This window comes from Xanthomonas bonasiae, assembly GCF_014836395.1.
Taxonomy (GTDB): Bacteria; Pseudomonadota; Gammaproteobacteria; order Xanthomonadales; family Xanthomonadaceae; genus Xanthomonas_A; species Xanthomonas_A bonasiae.
This window is the reverse complement of sequence record NZ_JACSQX010000001.1, coordinates 135,815-151,670: the sequence shown is the minus strand read 5'-3', so window position 1 is coordinate 151,670 and position 15,856 is coordinate 135,815. Positions and strand designations below refer to the sequence as shown.

The 15,856-nt window shown below is 69.7% G+C and carries 15 protein-coding genes; 8 read left to right on the top strand and 7 right to left on the bottom strand.

The window, feature by feature from the left end; translation table 11 throughout:
• Positions 1-2: 2 nt before the first annotated feature.
• Complete coding sequence (locus H9658_RS00680; RefSeq protein ID WP_191824007.1) at positions 3-1,157, bottom strand: efflux RND transporter periplasmic adaptor subunit; 1,155 nt, start codon at positions 1,155-1,157, stop codon at positions 3-5.
• Positions 1,158-1,219: 62 nt separating this feature from the next.
• Here H9658_RS00680 and H9658_RS00675 point away from each other — a divergent pair, with 62 nt between their 5' ends.
• Positions 1,220-1,924 (top strand): TetR/AcrR family transcriptional regulator, encoded by a 705-nt coding sequence (locus H9658_RS00675; protein WP_225209653.1) that lies wholly within the window; start codon positions 1,220-1,222, stop codon positions 1,922-1,924.
• A 133-nt stretch (positions 1,925-2,057) separates the two neighbouring features.
• Here the strand turns inward: H9658_RS00675 and H9658_RS00670 are convergent, their stop codons facing one another.
• Positions 2,058-3,611 (bottom strand): protein adenylyltransferase SelO, encoded by a 1,554-nt coding sequence (locus H9658_RS00670; RefSeq protein ID WP_191824006.1) that lies wholly within the window; start codon positions 3,609-3,611, stop codon positions 2,058-2,060.
• Positions 3,612-4,047: 436 nt separating this feature from the next.
• Here H9658_RS00670 and H9658_RS00665 point away from each other — a divergent pair, with 436 nt between their 5' ends.
• A complete protein-coding gene (locus H9658_RS00665) occupies positions 4,048-4,944 on the top strand; it encodes an alpha/beta hydrolase (protein ID WP_191824005.1) in 897 nt (298 codons plus the stop codon).
• Positions 4,945-5,014: 70 nt separating this feature from the next.
• Here H9658_RS00665 and H9658_RS00660 read toward each other — a convergent pair whose 3' ends face one another.
• The 4 genes from H9658_RS00660 to H9658_RS00645 all read right to left on the bottom strand — a co-directional run bounded on the left by H9658_RS00660 (position 5,015) and on the right by H9658_RS00645 (position 8,012).
• On the bottom strand, positions 5,015-5,710 hold the full coding sequence (locus H9658_RS00660) for a glutathione S-transferase family protein (protein ID WP_179565298.1): 696 nt from the start codon (positions 5,708-5,710) through the stop codon (positions 5,015-5,017).
• Positions 5,711-5,939: 229 nt separating this feature from the next.
• Positions 5,940-6,149, bottom strand: coding sequence for a cold-shock protein (locus H9658_RS00655; RefSeq protein ID WP_033483465.1), 210 nt, complete (start codon positions 6,147-6,149; stop codon positions 5,940-5,942).
• A 616-nt stretch (positions 6,150-6,765) separates the two neighbouring features.
• Positions 6,766-7,644, bottom strand: coding sequence for a pseudouridine synthase (locus H9658_RS00650; RefSeq protein WP_191824004.1), 879 nt, complete (start codon positions 7,642-7,644; stop codon positions 6,766-6,768).
• A complete protein-coding gene (locus H9658_RS00645) occupies positions 7,641-8,012 on the bottom strand; it encodes a hypothetical protein (protein WP_191824003.1) in 372 nt (123 codons plus the stop codon). Before H9658_RS00645 ends, H9658_RS00650 begins: the two co-directional genes overlap by 4 nt.
• Before the next feature lie 123 nt (positions 8,013-8,135).
• Here H9658_RS00645 and H9658_RS00640 point away from each other — a divergent pair, with 123 nt between their 5' ends.
• The 3 genes from H9658_RS00640 to H9658_RS00630 all read left to right on the top strand — a co-directional run bounded on the left by H9658_RS00640 (position 8,136) and on the right by H9658_RS00630 (position 12,149).
• Positions 8,136-8,681 (top strand): YaeQ family protein, encoded by a 546-nt coding sequence (locus H9658_RS00640; RefSeq protein ID WP_191824002.1) that lies wholly within the window; start codon positions 8,136-8,138, stop codon positions 8,679-8,681.
• Positions 8,678-9,874 carry a BaiN/RdsA family NAD(P)/FAD-dependent oxidoreductase gene (locus H9658_RS00635; RefSeq protein WP_191824001.1) on the top strand — a complete coding sequence of 399 codons (1,197 nt, stop codon included), beginning with the start codon at positions 8,678-8,680 and terminating at the stop codon, positions 9,872-9,874. Before H9658_RS00640 ends, H9658_RS00635 begins: the two co-directional genes overlap by 4 nt.
• Positions 9,875-10,076: 202 nt before the next feature.
• On the top strand, positions 10,077-12,149 hold the full coding sequence (locus H9658_RS00630) for an EAL domain-containing response regulator (protein ID WP_179565307.1): 2,073 nt from the start codon (positions 10,077-10,079) through the stop codon (positions 12,147-12,149).
• 206 nt (positions 12,150-12,355) lie between these two features.
• Here the strand turns inward: H9658_RS00630 and htpX are convergent, their stop codons facing one another.
• Positions 12,356-13,243, bottom strand: a complete 888-nt coding sequence (htpX, locus tag H9658_RS00625; RefSeq protein WP_191824000.1) for a protease HtpX — start codon at positions 13,241-13,243, stop codon at positions 12,356-12,358.
• A 103-nt stretch (positions 13,244-13,346) separates the two neighbouring features.
• On the opposite strand from htpX, the gene gluQRS reads away from it, so the two are divergent.
• From gluQRS to phaR, 3 genes are all read left to right on the top strand, one after another.
• A complete protein-coding gene (gene gluQRS / locus H9658_RS00620; RefSeq protein ID WP_191823999.1) occupies positions 13,347-14,255 on the top strand; it encodes a tRNA glutamyl-Q(34) synthetase GluQRS in 909 nt (302 codons plus the stop codon).
• Between the two features lie 57 nt (positions 14,256-14,312).
• The gene (gene phbB, locus H9658_RS00615; RefSeq protein ID WP_179565313.1) at positions 14,313-15,053 is read left to right on the top strand and encodes a beta-ketoacyl-ACP reductase; all 741 of its coding nucleotides are present in this window, start codon (positions 14,313-14,315) and stop codon (positions 15,051-15,053) included.
• A 215-nt stretch (positions 15,054-15,268) separates the two neighbouring features.
• Positions 15,269-15,784 (top strand): polyhydroxyalkanoate synthesis repressor PhaR, encoded by a 516-nt coding sequence (gene phaR / locus H9658_RS00610; RefSeq protein WP_009597630.1) that lies wholly within the window; start codon positions 15,269-15,271, stop codon positions 15,782-15,784.
• Positions 15,785-15,856: the final 72 nt, after the last annotated feature.

The following is a 15,856-nucleotide window of genomic DNA, read 5'->3' as shown; positions in this document are numbered from 1 at the left end:
GATCAGCCCTGGCCGGCGGCAGCGGCGGCCGGCTTGACCGTGACCTTGGCGCCGTCGCTCAGGCCCTGTCGGCCCTCCACCACCACCCGCTCGCCGGGCTTGAGCCCGTCGCCGACCAGCCAGCGGTCGCCGACCGCGCGCAGCGTGGTGAACTGGCGCTGGCGCACGATGTTGTCGGTGCCCACCACCCAGGCCTGCGCGTCGCCGCGCGGCGTACGGTCCACTGCCGCCTGCGGCACCAGCAGCGCCTGCTGGCGGATGCCCTGGCCGACGATCGCGCGCACGTACATGCCCGGCAGCAGCTGCGCGTCAGGGTTGGGGAAGCGCGCGCGCAGGGTCACGCTGCCGGTGGTTTCTTCCACGTCGATGTCGGCGAACTGCAGCGTGCCCGGCAGCGGATAGTCGCTGCCGTCGGACAGCTTCAGCCGCACTTCGGCGGTCGCCGGCTGCACCCCGCCGTCGGCGATCGCGCGACGCAGCGCCAGGAACTGACTGCCGGACTGGGTGATGTCCACGTTCATCGGGTCCAGTTGCTGGATCTTGGCGATCGCATCGGCCTGGCTGGCGGTGACCAGCGCGCCCGGGGTCACCCGCGCGCGGCCGATGCGGCCGCTGATCGGCGCCTCCACGGTGGCGAAGCGCAACTGCGTGCGCGCGGTGTCCAGCGCGGCGCGGTTGGCGTCACGGCTGGCCAGCGCTTCCTTGTAGGTGGCCTGGGCGTCGTCCACGTCCTGCTGTGCGGCCAGCCGGGTCTTGCCCAGTTCGCGGTAGCGCTCGGCGCGCAGCTTGGCGGTGGCCAGCGTGGCCTCGGCGGTAGCCAGGTTGGCCTGCGCCTCGTTGGCCGCGGCCTGGTACAGGACCGGCTCGATCTGGAACAGCGGCTGCCCGGCGCGCACCATCGCGCCCTCCTCGAACAGCCGCTTGCGCAGGATGCCGCCGACCTGCGGGCGCACTTCGGATTCTTCGGAGGCGGCGGTGCGCCCGGCCAGTTCGGCGCTGAGCGGCACGCTTTGCGGCTGCAAGGTCACCACCCCCACGGTCCTGGCCTGCGCCGGCGGCGCGGTGCGCTCGCCCTTGCAGCCGGCGAGCGTGACGAGGGCGACGGACAGCAGCAACGACAGCGTGCGGCAGGAACGCTGGACGAAAGGCGCAGGCATGCGCTTGATCCTGGAAGCTGGGGGGAGGATCATTTAATTTACTTAAAGACAAATAAATAAGCATGAAGGATCGCACAATCGTCCGCGCCACGCCGCCTCGCGCCCCCGCGGCGACGGCGGAAGCGCGGGCGATTGTGCCGCCCGGGCGCCAGCGCGGGCGCCCGGCGCTGGCGCGGCCGCGGTTGCTGCACGCCGCGCGCGAGCTGCTGCTGGAGCACGGCCTGGAGGTCTCGCTGGAGCAGATCGCGCTACATGCCGGGCTCACCCGGCAAAGCCTGTACAACCATTTTTCCAGCAAGGCCGACCTGCTGATGCAGGTGTTCGAGGCATTGAACGAGGAACTGCAGGCGCAGCTGGAGAACATCGGCGATGCGGCCTCGCAGGACCTGCCGCGCGCGCTGCAGCAGATCGCGCTGACCGTGCAGGCGCACCTGTACGCGCCGTCCTCGCTGCGCCTGCACCGGCTGCTGGTGCAGGCCAGCGCGCAGATGCCGGACCTGCTGCAATCGATGCACCAGCGCCGCACCGGGCGCCTGCGCCAGCGCCTGAGCGACCTGCTGCAGATGCTGGATGCGCGCGGCGACGTGCGCGTGGCCTCGCCCACGCTGGCCGCCAGCGCCTTCATCGGCGCGGCGATCGGCTACGCCTATCCCGGCGCGATGCTCAACGGGCAGGCCCCCGATCGCGACAGCCAGCAGGCGCTGGCCGCAGAGGTGGTGACCAGCTTCCTCGCCGCCTGGCGCTATCGCGCGCCTTCGTCGCGCTGACGCCCGCCCGGGTCTGACGACGCGACTGCGAAATCGCGGCGATGCCGAGTCTTCTGCAGGAGGGGCTTCAGCTCCGACACCTTGCCGGCAAAGCGTCTGAGCCGAAGCCCCTGCTGCAGTGCTTCGTGTTTCGTCAGGAACTGCACGACAGCATCGAACAACCGGCGCGGTCGCGCGCCCAGTCCGGGCGCCGCGCCGCGAACGCCTCGCGTCCCGGCTGCTCGTCGTAGGGCCGGCGCAGCACCTCCAGCAATTCGGCGATGCCCTCGGCGTCGCCCTGCTCGGCACGGTCGATCGCCTGCTGCGCCAGGTAGTTGCGCAACACGTAGCGCGGGTTGGCCGCGCGCATCTTCGCCGCGCGCGCGGGCGCCGGCAGCGGATCGTCGCGCAGCCGCTGCGCATAGCGCGCCAGCCAGGCCTCGAATGCCGGCGCCTGCGCGGCCAGCTTGGCCGGGTCGTAGAACGCCACGGCCAGGTCCTCCAGCGCCGGCAGTTGCGCCGCGCTCAGCCCGCGGAACCACAGGGTCATGTCCACCTCGCCCTGCTGCAGCAGTTGCAGCAGGTCCTGCATCAGCGCCAGGTCGGTCTCGCCGCAGGCAGACAGGCCGAGCTTGGCGGCGGTGTTGTCGCGTTCGGCCTGCGCGTATGTCTCGCGGAAACGCGCCAGCCCGGCCTGCAGCGGCGCGACGTCGGCGAACAGCGGCGCCAGCGCCTGCGCCAGCCGCGTCAGGTTCCAGTACGCGATCTGCGGCTGGGTGCCGAAACGGTAGCGGCGGCCCTGGGCATCGGTGGTGTTCGGCGTCCAGTCCGGATCGTAGTCGTCGATCCAGCCGTACGGGCCGTAGTCGATGGTCAAGCCCAGGATCGACATGTTGTCGGTGTTCATCACTCCATGCACGAAACCGACCCGCATCCAGTGCGCGACCATCGTCGCGGTGCGCGTGCAGACCTCGCCGAACCAGTCGGCATGGCGCGTGGCGCCGCGTGCGCGCAGCTCGGGGAAATCGCGATCGATCACGAAATCGGCCAGTTGCCGCAGCAAGGCCGTCTCGCCGCGCGCGGCCGGCAGTTCGAAACTGCCGAAGCGCACGAACGACGGCGCCACCCGGCACACCACCGCGCCCGGCTCGGCGCGCGGATGGCCGTCGTAGAACATGTCGCGCACCACGCGCTCGCCGCTGGCGACCAGGCTCAGCGCGCGCGTGGTCGGCACGCCGAGGTGATGCATCGCCTCGCTGCACAGGAATTCGCGGATCGACGAGCGCAGCACCGCGCGGCCATCGGCGCCGCGCGAATACGGCGTGCGCCCGGCGCCCTTGAGTTGCAGCTCCCAGCGCTGCCCGTCCGCCCCCAGCGCCTCGCCCAGCGCGATCGCGCGGCCATCGCCGAGCTGACCGGCCCAATGCCCGAACTGGTGGCCGCCGTAGTTCGTCGCATACGGCCGCATGCCCGGGTAAAGCGCATTGCCGGCGAAGACCTCGGCGAACTGCGGCGCCAGCACCTCCTGCTCCGACAAGCCGAGCATGGCCGCCACTTCGCGCGAATGGGCCAGCAACTGCGGCGCGGCCACCGGGGTCGGCGCGACCTCCGACCACAGCGCGCCCACCACCTCGCGCAAACGCGGTCCGCGCTCGGGATCGCCAGGCAGCTCGGCGGTAAAACGGTTATCGAAGCGCAATGCAGGCATACGCGCCAGCTTACAGCCCTCTCCATCGGGAGAGGAGCTGGGGTCAAGGCGCGGCGCGAAGCGCCTCGCTGCGTTTGGATTCACGAGGCTGCGCCCGGACCCTCATCCGCTCCTGCGGGGCACCTTCTCCAGATGGAAGAAGGTGCAGCGCTAGCCCCTCTCCCACCGGGAGAGGGGTTGGGGTGAGGGTACGGCGCGAAGCGTCTCGCGGTGTTTGGGTGCACAAGCCCCTACCCTCTCCTCATCCGCCCTGCCAGGCACCTTCCCGAAAAGGGAATCACGCTCCCGGCGAGAGAAGGAAATGGCGGACTCAGCCGGGCCAGCGCATCCGCAGCGACATCTTGCGCGTACTTGCCGGCAGTGCCGCCGACGCCATGCACTCGCTGCCGACACAGGCATGCGGCATGCTCCCGCTCCTTTCCTGCAGGTACCGTCCATGTCCGAACGTTCGCCGTTGCCGCCACGCTGGCCGCGCCACCTGCTGGTCGCCCTGTCCTCGCTGCTGGTCTCCGCCTGCAGCAGCGTGTTCTTCGGCGGCCTCAACGCCGGCTCCGCGCGCAACGGGCTGAGCGAGCAGCGCGGGATCGTGTTCGATGCGGCGCATGGCCTGAAGCTGGACGTCTATCGCCCGGTCGCGGCGCAGAACGCGCCGGTGGTGGTGTTCTTTCACGGCGGCACCTGGAAGACCGGCAACCGCCAACAGTACCGCTGGGCCGGCGAGGCGCTGGCACGGCATGGCGTGGTCGCGATCGTGCCGGACTACCGCAAGTACCCGCAGGTGACCCTGGACGGCTTCATGCACGACGCCGCCACCGCGGTCGCCTGGAGCCAACGGCATGCCGCCGAGCACGGCGGCGATCCGCGCCGGCTGGTGCTGATGGGCCACTCCGCCGGCGCGCACATGGCCGCGCTGCTGGCCACCGACGGCCGCTGGCTGCAGGCGCAGGGCCTGTCGCCGCGGCAACTGTGCGGTCTGGTCGGCCTGGCCGGCCCCTACGACTTCCTGCCGCTGACCGACACCGACCTGATCGGCATGTTCGGCCGCGACCCGGCGCAGCAGCGGCGCTCGCAGCCGGTGGCCTTCGTCGATGGCGACGAACCGCCGGCGCTGCTGCTGCACGGCGCCGACGACCGCGTGGTCGAACCGCGCGACAGCCGCTCGCTGCAGGCGGCCCTGCACCGCGCCGGCGTGCCCGCCGAGCTGAAGATCTATCCGGGCGTCGGCCATCTGCGCCTGGCGCTGGCGCTGCGCAAGGACGATCCGACGCTGCCGGTCATGGCCGACAGCATCGCCTTCGTGCGCCAGTGCCAGCCGCGCACGCCGCAACCGTGAAGCAACGTAGCGCAGCGTATCGAACGCCCTCGCCACGGGCCGCAATCCGCGTGGGGACGAAGGACGCGCCCTAGCCGGCCTTGCCGCTGCCGAGCAGTTCGAACGGCCCGCCCTGCTGCAGCGCGCGCTGGTAGGCCGGACGCTGCTCGATGCGCTGCACGAAGCCGGCCAGGTTCGGATAGGCCTGCAGGCCGGCGCGCGCGGCCGCGGCCTGGACCGGGAAGCTCATCTGCACGTCGGCGGCGGTGAAGCGGTCGCCGGCGAACCAGCCGGTGGCCGCCAGTTCGCGCTCCATCCAGTCCAGATGCAGCTTCAGTTGCGGGCCGACGAAGCTGTGCATCGCCTTGTCGACGATGGCGCGGGCGATCGGCCGCGCGAAGAACGGCATCTTCGCCGAACGGATGCGCCCGAACACCAGGCTCATCAGCAACGGCGGCATCGCCGAACCCTCGGCGTAATGCATCCAGTAGCGGTAGCGCAGGCGCTCTGGCGCCTCCAGCGGCTGCGGCGACGGCGACAGCGCGCGCTCGGTGTCGTAGCGCTCCACCAGGTAATCGAGGATCGCGCCGGACTCGGCCAGCACGTGGCCGTCGTCGACCAGCACCGGAGACTTGCCCAGCGGATGGATCGCGCGCAGCTCCGGCGGCGCCAGCATGGTCTGCTTGTCGCGCTGATATTTGACCACCTGATAGGGCAGCGCCAGTTCCTCCAGCAGCCACAGCACGCGCTGGGAACGGGACTGGTTGAGGTGGTGGACGGTGATCATGGCAGCGGTTCCGAAGGCGCGGGGGCGGCCATGGTAGCCGGGCCCGCATGGGGATCGCGACTACAGGCACCGCGCAAGGTCTCTGCACCCCGACGCGACTGCAGAGGCGCCTGTGGGCCAACGCGGGCGCGGCTCCAAGCTGGGCCGCAGCGACGCACACGCACAAATAAAAACGCCGAGAGCTTGCGCTCCCGGCGTTTTGGCAACCTTGCGGTAGCTGGCGTCTAAATTAGACGGCCTGCACCTGGTCGGCCTGCATGCCCTTCTGGCCCTGGACGGCGACGAACGTCACCTTCTGGCCTTCCTGCAGCGACTTGAAGCCGGTGCCCTGGATCGCGCGGAAATGCACGAACAGGTCCGGGCCGCTTTCCGGGGTGATGAAGCCGAAGCCCTTGGCATCGTTGAACCACTTCACGGTACCACCCTGACGCTCGCTCATTTACTAACTCCTGAAACATTGGATTGAAGAAATCGCAGCCACCGGGTATCGGGGCCGAGACTGAGTTGCAGGCGTTGGTAAAGCGGAACGATGAAGCGGATCGCGAGATCAACTGCACCAGGCCACGATTCACGGTGACCCTAGCAAACACAGTGGGACCTACCATACGCGGGTCGTCCGCAAAAAGCGACATGTTTGTGTAGACAAACCGAGATCGCCCACAAAGATGCTGAACCCAGGCCTAAAGTTTGCGGCAGCGCAGTCGATACCCCTGCCGTTCTACGCAAAGTGCGCAGCCGCCCTCCCCTTGCCGGGCGTTCCACTGAGATGACCTGCCGGCGCACGCAATCGTCGTCCACTATGACACTGAAAGCCCCTCTCCCGTCGGGAGAGGGTTGGGGGTGAGGGTCCGGCGCGAAGCGACTCGCGGAGTTTGGGTGCACGAGGCTGCGCCCGTACCCTCATCCGCCCCTGCGGGGCACCTTCCCCCGAAAAGGGGACCATGGTCCCGACGGGAGAAGGGAAACAGCCGCCAGGCGCATAACCCCGCTCCCGCCGGCAGAGGGGTTGGGGTGAGGGTGCGGCGCGAAGCGTCTCGCGGAGTTCGGTCGCGTCATCACGCCGACGGCCAGGCCAAGGTCTGCGCACTGGCGAAACTGCGCGCCTGCCCGCTGAGCGGATCGTCGAACGCCAGCCCGCATGCCAACAGCTGCAGCACATCGGGGACGCCGCCCTCCTCCTCCTCCGCGCGCAACTGCGGATACAGCGCATCGCCAAGGATCGGCGCGCCCAGCGCGGCCATGTGCACGCGCAACTGGTGCTTGCGGCCGGTCACCGGCGCCAGCGCGTAGCGCCACAGCGGTCCGTCGGGCGCGTCCAGCACGGCGATCCGGGTCAGGCTGTTGGCCTCGCCGTCGACCTCGGCCATGCGGAAGAACGGCTCGCCGCGCACCAGCCGGCTCGCGCGCAGCAGCGGAAACGCCTGTCCTGGCAAGGCCGGGGCCAGCGCCTGGTAGGCCTTGGCGATGCGCCGCTCGCGGAACAGCGCCTGGTAGGCGGCGCGGCTGCCCGGATCGGCTGAGAACAGCACCAGCCCCGCAGTGGCGCGGTCCAGCCGGTGCAGCGGCACCAGCGCCGGATTGCCCAGCCGCGCCACCAGCCGCGCCAGCAAGGTCTCGCGCACGTAGCGCCCGGACGGAGTCACCGGCAGCCCGTGCGGCTTGTCGGCCACCACCAGATGCGCGTCGGCATGGACGATCCGCTCCACCCCGGCGATCGGCGCCTCGTCGGCGACCTCGCGGAAATAGCGCACTTCCAGCCCGACCCGGTACGGCAGCGACGCCGGCAACGGCCGGCCATGCCGGTCCTGCACCCGCCCGCGCGCGAAGCGGTCCAGCCAGTGCCCGCGCGGCACCTGCGGAAACCGCGCGCACAGTCCGTCCAGCAGGGTCGGCCACGCGCCGGGCGGCAATTGCAGGCGACTGGGTGCGGTCATGCCGGCTCACCGGCGTGGTCCAGGCTGTCGGCCGGCAGGGTGACAGCCGCCAGCAACTGCCAGCCGTCCTCGAGGCGCCCTGCCGGCGCGGTGTGCGCCAACCCGGCCTCGATCAGCGCCCGCATCACACCGGGACGGTGCAGGCTGACCCAGCGTCCCGCCGCCGCGCGCACGGCGCCGGCCTCCAGCCCGGCGTCGCCGGCCAGGCCCCCCTGCGCAGGATCGGAGCGGAAGCACAGCCGCAGATGCCGGCCCGCGCCGTGGGCGGCGAATACCACGGCCGCGGCCGCAGCATCGCGCAGCGGGCGCACGCCGCAGATGAAGGGAGCGCCTTCGATCTGCAGGCGTCGGGAACGGGGGCGTGACATGGACCGGGCAACCAGGACGGCGGGCTGGAAGCGTGCCACCAATCGCGTCGATCCAGAAGCACCGTCTCGGACAGCCTCGAGCAAACCACTATCATGGTCCTCTTTTTTGCTTCCGGTGCCCCCATGGCCCTCACCGCCACCCTCCGCAAGGCCGACCTGCAGATTTCCGACATGGACCGCGGCTACTACGCGGCGCATGCGCTGACCCTGGCCCAGCACCCGTCCGAAACCGACCAGCGGCTGATGGCGCGACTGCTGACCTTCGCCCTGTTCGCCGAGGAGCGCCTGCTGTTCGGCAAGGGCCTGAGCAGCGACGACGAGCCGGACCTGTGGCGGATGGACTACACCGGCGCGATCGAGCAGTGGATCGAGGTCGGCCAGCCCGACGAATCGCGCATCCGCAAGGCCTGCGGCCGCGCCCGCGAAGTGGTGGTGGCCAACTACGGCGGCCGCGTCGCCGACATCTGGTGGGAGAAGAACGCCTCCGGCCTGCTCAAGCTCAAGCCGCTGCAGGTGATCGACCTGCCCGGCGACGCGGTCGCGGCGGCGGCCGAGCTGATCCAGCGCAGCATGCGTTTCGACGTCGTGATCCAGGACGGCGAAGTGCAGTTGCTCGGCGACGACGGCAGCGTCACCTTCACCCCGACGGTGCGCAAAGCCGCGGCATGAGCGCGCGCGCCGAGCCGATCCGGGTCGACGTCGCGGTCATCGGCGCCGGCGCCGCCGGGCTGATGTGCGCGCTGACCGCCGGCCGCCGCGGGCGCCGCGTGCGGGTGATCGAGCATGCCAACAAGGTCGGCAAGAAGATCCTGATGTCCGGCGGCGGGCGCTGCAACTTCACCAACACCGGCACCGGCCCGGGAAATTTCCTGTCCGCCAACCCGCATTTCTGCAAATCGGCGCTGGCGCGCTACCGCCCGGCCGATTTCATCGAGATGGTCGAACGCCACGGCATCGCCTATCACGAGAAGGAACTGGGCCAGCTGTTCTGCGACATTTCCTCCAAGCAGATCGTGCGCATGCTGGTGGACGAATGCGACGCGGCTGGCGTCACCATCCGCACCCAGTGCGGCGTGCGCAGCGTGGAACGCGACAGCGAGGGGTTCCGCATCGACAGCGACGACGGCCCGGTGCACGCCGCCTCGCTGGTCGTGGCCAGCGGCGGGCTGTCCATTCCCAGCCTGGGCGCCACCGGCTTCGGCTACGACCTGGCCCGCCAGTTCGGCCACGCCGTGCTGCCGACCCGCGCCGGACTGGTGCCGCTGACCCTCAGCGGCAAGCACCAGGAACGCCTGCAGGACCTGTCGGGGCTGGCGCTGCCGGTGGAAGCCAGCTGCAATGGCGCCAGCTTCCGCAACTTCATGCTGATCACCCATCGCGGCATCAGCGGCCCGGCGATCCTGCAGATCTCCTCGTACTGGCAGCCGGGCGACGACCTGCGCCTGGACCTGCTGCCCGGGCAGGACGCGGCCGCGTGGCTGCGCGAGCAGAAGCGCCTGCGCGGCGCCGCCGAGCTGCGCACGGTGCTGGGCGAGGCCCTGCCGCGCCGCTTCGCGCAGCGCCTGTGCGAAGTCTGGCTGCCGGACAAGCCGGTCCGCCAGCTCGACGAACCGCAGCTGCGCGCCGCCGCCGCCCTGCTCGGCGCCTGGCCGCTGGTGGCCAGCGGCACCGAGGGCTACCGCACCGCCGAGGTCACCCTGGGCGGGGTGGACACCGATCAGGTGTCGTCGGCGACCATGGAATCGCGCCAGGTGCGCAGCCTGTACTTCGTCGGCGAGGTCCTGGACGTGACCGGCTGGCTGGGCGGCTACAACTTCCAGTGGGCCTGGGCCTCGGGCCACGCGGCCGGCATGGTGGCCTGAAGGCCGGGATTGGGGATTGGGGATTGGGGATTGGGGATTCGTAACAGCGGTTCCCGGTGCCTGAACGTTCGTGGGTTGCCCAAAGCTGGGCTTAAACATCGAAGCGCGCCTTTGCGAATCCCCAATCCCGCATCCCCAATCCCGGCCACACATGGACGCCGCTGCGGGCATCGTGTATTAAACCCCGTCTCCGGGAGGCTTCATGCAAACAGGCAAAGACACCACCCTGCGCCTGATGATCGTCGACGACAGCGGTGAAGACGCCGAAGCGATCGTCAGCAGCCTGCGCAACAGCGGCATCGCGGTGCGACCGTCGCGGCCGCAGCACGCCGAGGAACTGGGCGCGATGCTCGCCGCGCAGCCGATCGACCTGGTGCTGAGCGCGCGTTCGCAGGCCATCCCGCTGCCGCAGGTGCTGCAGCGCGTGGGCGCCAGCGGCAAGGACATCCCGGTGATCCTGCTCGCCGACAGCATCGACGAGAACGAATGGGTCGAGGCGGTGGCCGGCGGCGCGCGCGCGATCGCCCTGCGCCAGCGTCCCGAGCACCTGCTGTCGGTGCTGCGCAACACCTGGGCCGACCTGCACGCGCGCCGCGGCCTGCGCCGGATCGAGGCGCAGATGCGCGAGACCGAGCGCCGCTGCGATGCGCTGATCGCCTCCTCGCGCGACCCGATCGCGTACATCCACGAAGGCATGCACATCCGCGCCAACGACGCCTATCTGGAGATGTTCGGCTTCGCCTCGTTCGACGACGTGGAAGGCGTCTCGCTGCTGGACATGGTCGCGCCGCAGCACGTGGAGGAATTCAAGCAACTGCTGAAGTCGCTGGGCAAGGGCGAACCACCGCCGGCGCAGTACCAGGTCGACGCGCGCACCATGGAGGGCGAGAGCTTCCCCGCGACGATGGAGTTCGCCACCGCCAGCTACGAGGGCGAGGCCTGCGTGCAGGTGGTGTTCCGCCGTCGCGAGGAATTCGATCCGGAACTGGCGCGCGAGGTCGAGGACCTGCGCCAGCGCGACCAGGTCACCGGCCTGCTCAACCGTCCCACCTTCATGCTGGCGCTGGAGAACGCGGTGGCCCAGGTCGGCCGCGGCGACGGCCACTACGGCTTCCTGCTGGTCGAACCCGATCACTACACGCGGCTGCTGGCCGACATCGGCCTGGACTCGGCCGACGCACTTGTCGCGGCGCTGGCCCAGCACCTGGCCGCGGCGATCGACGGCGACGTGCAGGCGGCGCGCTTCGGCGAGCACAACTTCGCGCTGCTGCTGCAGGGCGACTACGGCCGCACCTCGGCGCAGGCCGAGCGCCTGCTCAACGCCTACGCCGCGCACGTGTTCAGCGTCGGCGAGCGCTCGGCCACGGTCACCGTCAGCATCGGCGGCGTGCAGATCGGCGAGAAGATCGCCACCGTCGGCCAGGTCCTGGCCCGCGCCAGCGAGAACGTGCAGGCCACCATCGAGCTGGGCGGCAACGCCTGCAAGATCTTCGACCCCGGCGCGGCCGACCGGGTCGAGGAAGAGCGCATCCAGCGCTGGGTGCAGCAATTGCGCGACGCGCTGGCCGGCGACGGCTTCCTGCTGCACTACCAGCCGGTGCTGAACCTGCAGGGCGAGCCGCACGAACTGTACGAGGCCTACCTGCGCCTGGAGCGCAATGACGAGATCATCGGCCCGACCACGTTCCTCGGCATCGCCACCGAACATGGGCTGATGGCCGAGATCGACCGCTGGGTGGTGGCGCGCGCGATCGCGGTGATCGGCGAGCGCCAGCGCGCCGGCCATGCCACCAGCCTGCTGGTCAAGATCAGCCCGGACGCCTTCGCCGACCTGCAGATGGTGGAGCTGATCCGCCGCGAACTGGCCGCGCACGGCGTGCCCGGCGAGCGCCTGTGGCTGCAGACGCCGGAAGCCAAGGTGTTCACCCACCTGCGCAATGCGCAGCAGTTCCTGGCGGCCGCCACCGGGCTGGGCTGCAAGGTCGGGCTGGAGCAGTTCGGCTCGGGCCTGGACTCGTTCCAGTTGCTGGCGCATTTCCAGCCTTCGTTCCTGAAACTGGATCGCGGCTTTACCCAGGACCTGGCGCAGACCCGCGAGCACCAGGAAAAGATCCGCGAGATCACCGAGCGCGCGCAGTCGGCCGGGATCCGCAGCATCGCCGAGTTCGTCACCGACGCCACGTCGATGAGCCTGCTGTTCAGCGCCGGCGTCGACTACGTGCAGGGCGAATTCGTGGGCCTGGCGGGACCGGGGATGACCTTCGATTTTGCTTGAAGGCCGGGATTTGGGATTCGGGATTGGGGATTCGCAACGGCAGCGGCCAAGCCGTTCCACACGATCCTGCAAATCCACACGATCCTGCAAAAAGCAACGCCAGGCAGGGTGACCTGCCTGGCGTTGCCCGAGCCGACTGTCAGGTGCAGTCGGTGGCTCGAGTCCGCCGAAGCGCCATCCGAGAGCGTGACAGCCCGCTTCCTGCCTCAGCTCACCGTCGCATTGCTATGCGAGGCGCGCAGCGTGGCGATGCGCTCGGACAGCGGCGGGTGGCTCATGAACAGCTTGCGCAGGCCCTGGCCCAGGCCACCGGCGATGCCGAACGCCTGCACCTGCGACGGCAGCGTGCTCTGCCCATGGTTGAGTTCCAGCCGCTGCAGCGCCGCGATCATCTTGTTGCGCCCGGCCAGGCCGGCGCCGCCGGCGTCGGCGCGGAACTCGCGGTAGCGCGAGAACCACATCGCGATCATCGTCGCGAACAGGCCGAACACCATCTCCAGCACCATCACGATGGCGTAGTAGGCCAGACCGCGGCGGCCGCCGTCGCGGTTACCGGACAGATAACCGTCGACGATCCCGCCGACCACCCGCGCCAGCACGATCACGAACGTGTTCAGCACGCCCTGCAGCAGCGCCATCGTCACCATGTCACCATTGGCGACATGGCTGATCTCATGCGCGAGCACGGCTTCCGCTTCGTCTTCGGTCATGTTCTGCAGCAGGCCGGTGGACACCGCGACCAGCGCATTGTTGCGGTTGGCGCCGGTGGCGAAGGCGTTGATCTCCGGGCCTTCGTAGACCGCGACCTCGGGCATGCCGATGCCGGCGGCCTGCGCCTGCCGCCGCACCGTCTCCAGCAGCCAGCGCTCGGTGTGGTTGCGCGGCTCGGTGATCACCTGCGCGCCGGTGGCGCGCTTGGCCATGAACTTGGACAGCAGCAGCGACACCAGCGAGCCGCCGAAGCCGAACAGCGCGGCCATCACCAGCAGGCCACCCATCTGGTTGGGATTGATCCCGAACACGGACATGACAATGCCGGCCAGCACCAGCACCGCCAGATTGGTGATGAGGAACAAGGCGATTCGATTGAACATGTAGGCGTGGACTCCGCACCAAGAAAAATGAAGGACTGGCTCGAATCTGCGGCGCGTACAGCTTGAATTCAAGCGCATACCTGACCGACGATTCAGCTTGCCCATGTCCTCGCCTCCCTACCGCGGCCGTTTCGCGCCCTCGCCCACCGGCCCGCTGCACCTGGGCTCGCTGCTCGCCGCCTTCGGCAGCTGGCTGCTGGCGCGCCATGCCGGCGGCGAGTGGCTGCTGCGCATCGAGGACGTGGACCGGCCGCGCAGCGTGCCCGGCGCGGCCGAGCGCCAACTCGCCAGCCTGCGCGCCTGCGGACTGGAAGCCGATGGGCCGATCCTGCGCCAGAGCGAGCGCGCTGCGCTCTACCAGGCCGCCGCGCAGCGCCTGCTGCAGCGCGGCCAGGCGTTCGCCTGCAGTTGCAGCCGCAGCGAACTGGCCGCGCAAGGCGGCGTGCACCACCGTTGCGTGGCCGCGCAGGCGCGGCCGCAGCCGGCGCTGCGCCTGCGCGTGGCCGCGGGCAGCACGGTCGGGTTTCGCGACGGGGTACGCGGCGATGTCGAACAGGACGTCCATGCCGAGGTCGGCGATTTCGTGCTGCTGCGCGCCGACGGCTGCTGGGCCTATCAGTTGGCGGTGGTGGTCGACGATGCCGCGCAAGGCATCAGCGACGTGGTCCGCGGCGCCGATCTGCTCGATTCGACGCCGCGGCAGATCCTGCTGCAGCGCGCACTGGGCCTGCCGACGCCGAATTACCTGCACCTGCCGCTGCTGCTCGGTGACGACGGCCGCAAGCTGTCCAAGTCGCATGCGGCGCTGCCGCTGGACGACGCCGATCCGCTGCCCGCGCTGCGCCTGGCCTGGACCCTGCTGGGGCAGGCCCCGGCAGCGCTGGCCGGGGCCGGCTCGGTAACCGCATTGCTGGCCGCGGCGCTGCGCGCGTTCGAGCCGGCGCGGCTGCCGGCGCAAGATCGGAGGCTAGCGGACGCGGCCGGTATCCCCAGCGACGCCAAGGCTGACTAGAATCGGGGTTTCGGCTGCGGCGCGGCCCTCTCCTCTTCCCCCATCCGGAGCGAATCCATGACATCACGCGTTGCGCTGGTCACAGGCGGTACCGGCGGCATCGGCACCGCCATCTGCGAGCGGCTGGCCGCACAGGGCCACCGCGTGGCCAGCAACTACCGCGACGCGGCCAAGGCGCAGGCCTGGCAGCAGCGCATGCGCGAACGCGGTCACGACGTCGCCATCGTCGCCGGCGACGTCGCCTCGCCCGACCACGCCCAGGCGCTGGTGCAGGAAGTGGAGCGGCAGCTCGGCCCGATCGAGGTGCTGATCAACAACGCCGGCATCACCCGCGACACCACCTTCCACAAGATGACCGCCGAGCAGTGGCACGAGGTCATCAACACCAACCTCAATTCGGTGTTCAACGTCACCCGCCCGGTGATCGAAGGCATGCGCAAGCAGCGCTGGGGCCGGGTCATCCAGATCAGTTCGATCAACGGCCTGAAGGGCCAGTACGGCCAGGCCAACTACGCCGCGGCCAAGGCCGGCATGCACGGCTTCACCATTTCCCTGGCGCGCGAGAACGCCGGTTACGGCATCACCGTCAACACGGTGTCGCCGGGCTACGTGGCCACCGACATGGTGATGTCGGTGCCGGAAGAGGTGCGCGCCAAGATCATCGCCGACATCCCCACCGGGCGCCTGGGCAGGCCGGAAGAGATCGCCTACGCGGTCGCGTTCCTGGTCGCCGAAGAGGCGGCCTGGATCACCGGCTCGAACCTGGACATCAACGGCGGCCACCACATGGGCTGGTAGCGGCAGGCGACTGAACCGCTCAGGCGCGCAGGCGGCACCGCCGAGGTAACGCTACCGAAAATGCTGCAGCTGGCGTTGCGCGCTTCGTACCCGTGCTGCGCGCGTGCTGCGCAGCATTTTTTTTGCCGTCGGGCCCGAGTTCAGGGGCTTTTGGCGGTTGCAAGCCCTGCTGCGCTGCGCCATGCTGCGCGCCTACCGTCAAGAGCGAACGCTTCATGGCTGAGATCCGCATCATCAAGAAGTATCCCAATCGCCGCCTCTACGACACCGAGATTTCCAGTTACATCACGATCGAAGACGTCCGCCAGCTGATCATCGACGGCGAAGAATTCGAGGTCCGCGACGCCAAGACCGGCGAAGACCTGAGCCGTGCAGTGCTGCTGCAGATCATCGCCGACCAGGAACAGGACGGCGAACCGATGCTGTCCACCCAGTTGCTCAGCCAGATCATCCGTTTCTACGGCGATTCGCTGCAGGGCTTCATGGGCAACTACCTGGAGCGCAGCATGCAGGTGTTCCTGGACCAGCAGCAGCAGTTCCGCCAGCAGATGGGCAATCTGCTCGGGCAGACCCCGTGGACCATGATGAACCAGCTGACCGAGCGCAACATGGAGCTGTGGCAGGAGTTCCAGCGCAACCTCGGCACCGGCTTCGGTCGCCCTGCCGCGGGCGGCACCAAGCCGAGCGAGCCGCCGGCCGCCGGGGCCGCACCGAAGTCGCGGGCGCGCTGAGCGCGCTGCGGCGCCTTCAGGCGCCTGCCCCCTTGTAGGAGCGGCTTCAGCCGCGACCGGCAAAGCCCCGGT

Coding starts and splice junctions, on each gene's coding strand:
- H9658_RS00680 (WP_191824007.1), bottom strand. CDS start 1,157: ATGCCTGCGCCTTTCGTCCAGCGTTCCTGCCGCACGCTGTCGTTGCTG.
- H9658_RS00675 (WP_225209653.1), top strand. CDS start 1,220: ATGAAGGATCGCACAATCGTCCGCGCCACGCCGCCTCGCGCCCCCGCG.
- H9658_RS00670 (WP_191824006.1), bottom strand. CDS start 3,611: ATGCCTGCATTGCGCTTCGATAACCGTTTTACCGCCGAGCTGCCTGGC.
- H9658_RS00665 (WP_191824005.1), top strand. CDS start 4,048: ATGTCCGAACGTTCGCCGTTGCCGCCACGCTGGCCGCGCCACCTGCTG.
- H9658_RS00660 (WP_179565298.1), bottom strand. CDS start 5,710: ATGATCACCGTCCACCACCTCAACCAGTCCCGTTCCCAGCGCGTGCTG.
- H9658_RS00655 (WP_033483465.1), bottom strand. CDS start 6,149: ATGAGCGAGCGTCAGGGTGGTACCGTGAAGTGGTTCAACGATGCCAAG.
- H9658_RS00650 (WP_191824004.1), bottom strand. CDS start 7,644: ATGACCGCACCCAGTCGCCTGCAATTGCCGCCCGGCGCGTGGCCGACC.
- H9658_RS00645 (WP_191824003.1), bottom strand. CDS start 8,012: ATGTCACGCCCCCGTTCCCGACGCCTGCAGATCGAAGGCGCTCCCTTC.
- H9658_RS00640 (WP_191824002.1), top strand. CDS start 8,136: ATGGCCCTCACCGCCACCCTCCGCAAGGCCGACCTGCAGATTTCCGAC.
- H9658_RS00635 (WP_191824001.1), top strand. CDS start 8,678: ATGAGCGCGCGCGCCGAGCCGATCCGGGTCGACGTCGCGGTCATCGGC.
- H9658_RS00630 (WP_179565307.1), top strand. CDS start 10,077: ATGCAAACAGGCAAAGACACCACCCTGCGCCTGATGATCGTCGACGAC.
- htpX (WP_191824000.1), bottom strand. CDS start 13,243: ATGTTCAATCGAATCGCCTTGTTCCTCATCACCAATCTGGCGGTGCTG.
- gluQRS (WP_191823999.1), top strand. CDS start 13,347: ATGTCCTCGCCTCCCTACCGCGGCCGTTTCGCGCCCTCGCCCACCGGC.
- phbB (WP_179565313.1), top strand. CDS start 14,313: ATGACATCACGCGTTGCGCTGGTCACAGGCGGTACCGGCGGCATCGGC.
- phaR (WP_009597630.1), top strand. CDS start 15,269: ATGGCTGAGATCCGCATCATCAAGAAGTATCCCAATCGCCGCCTCTAC.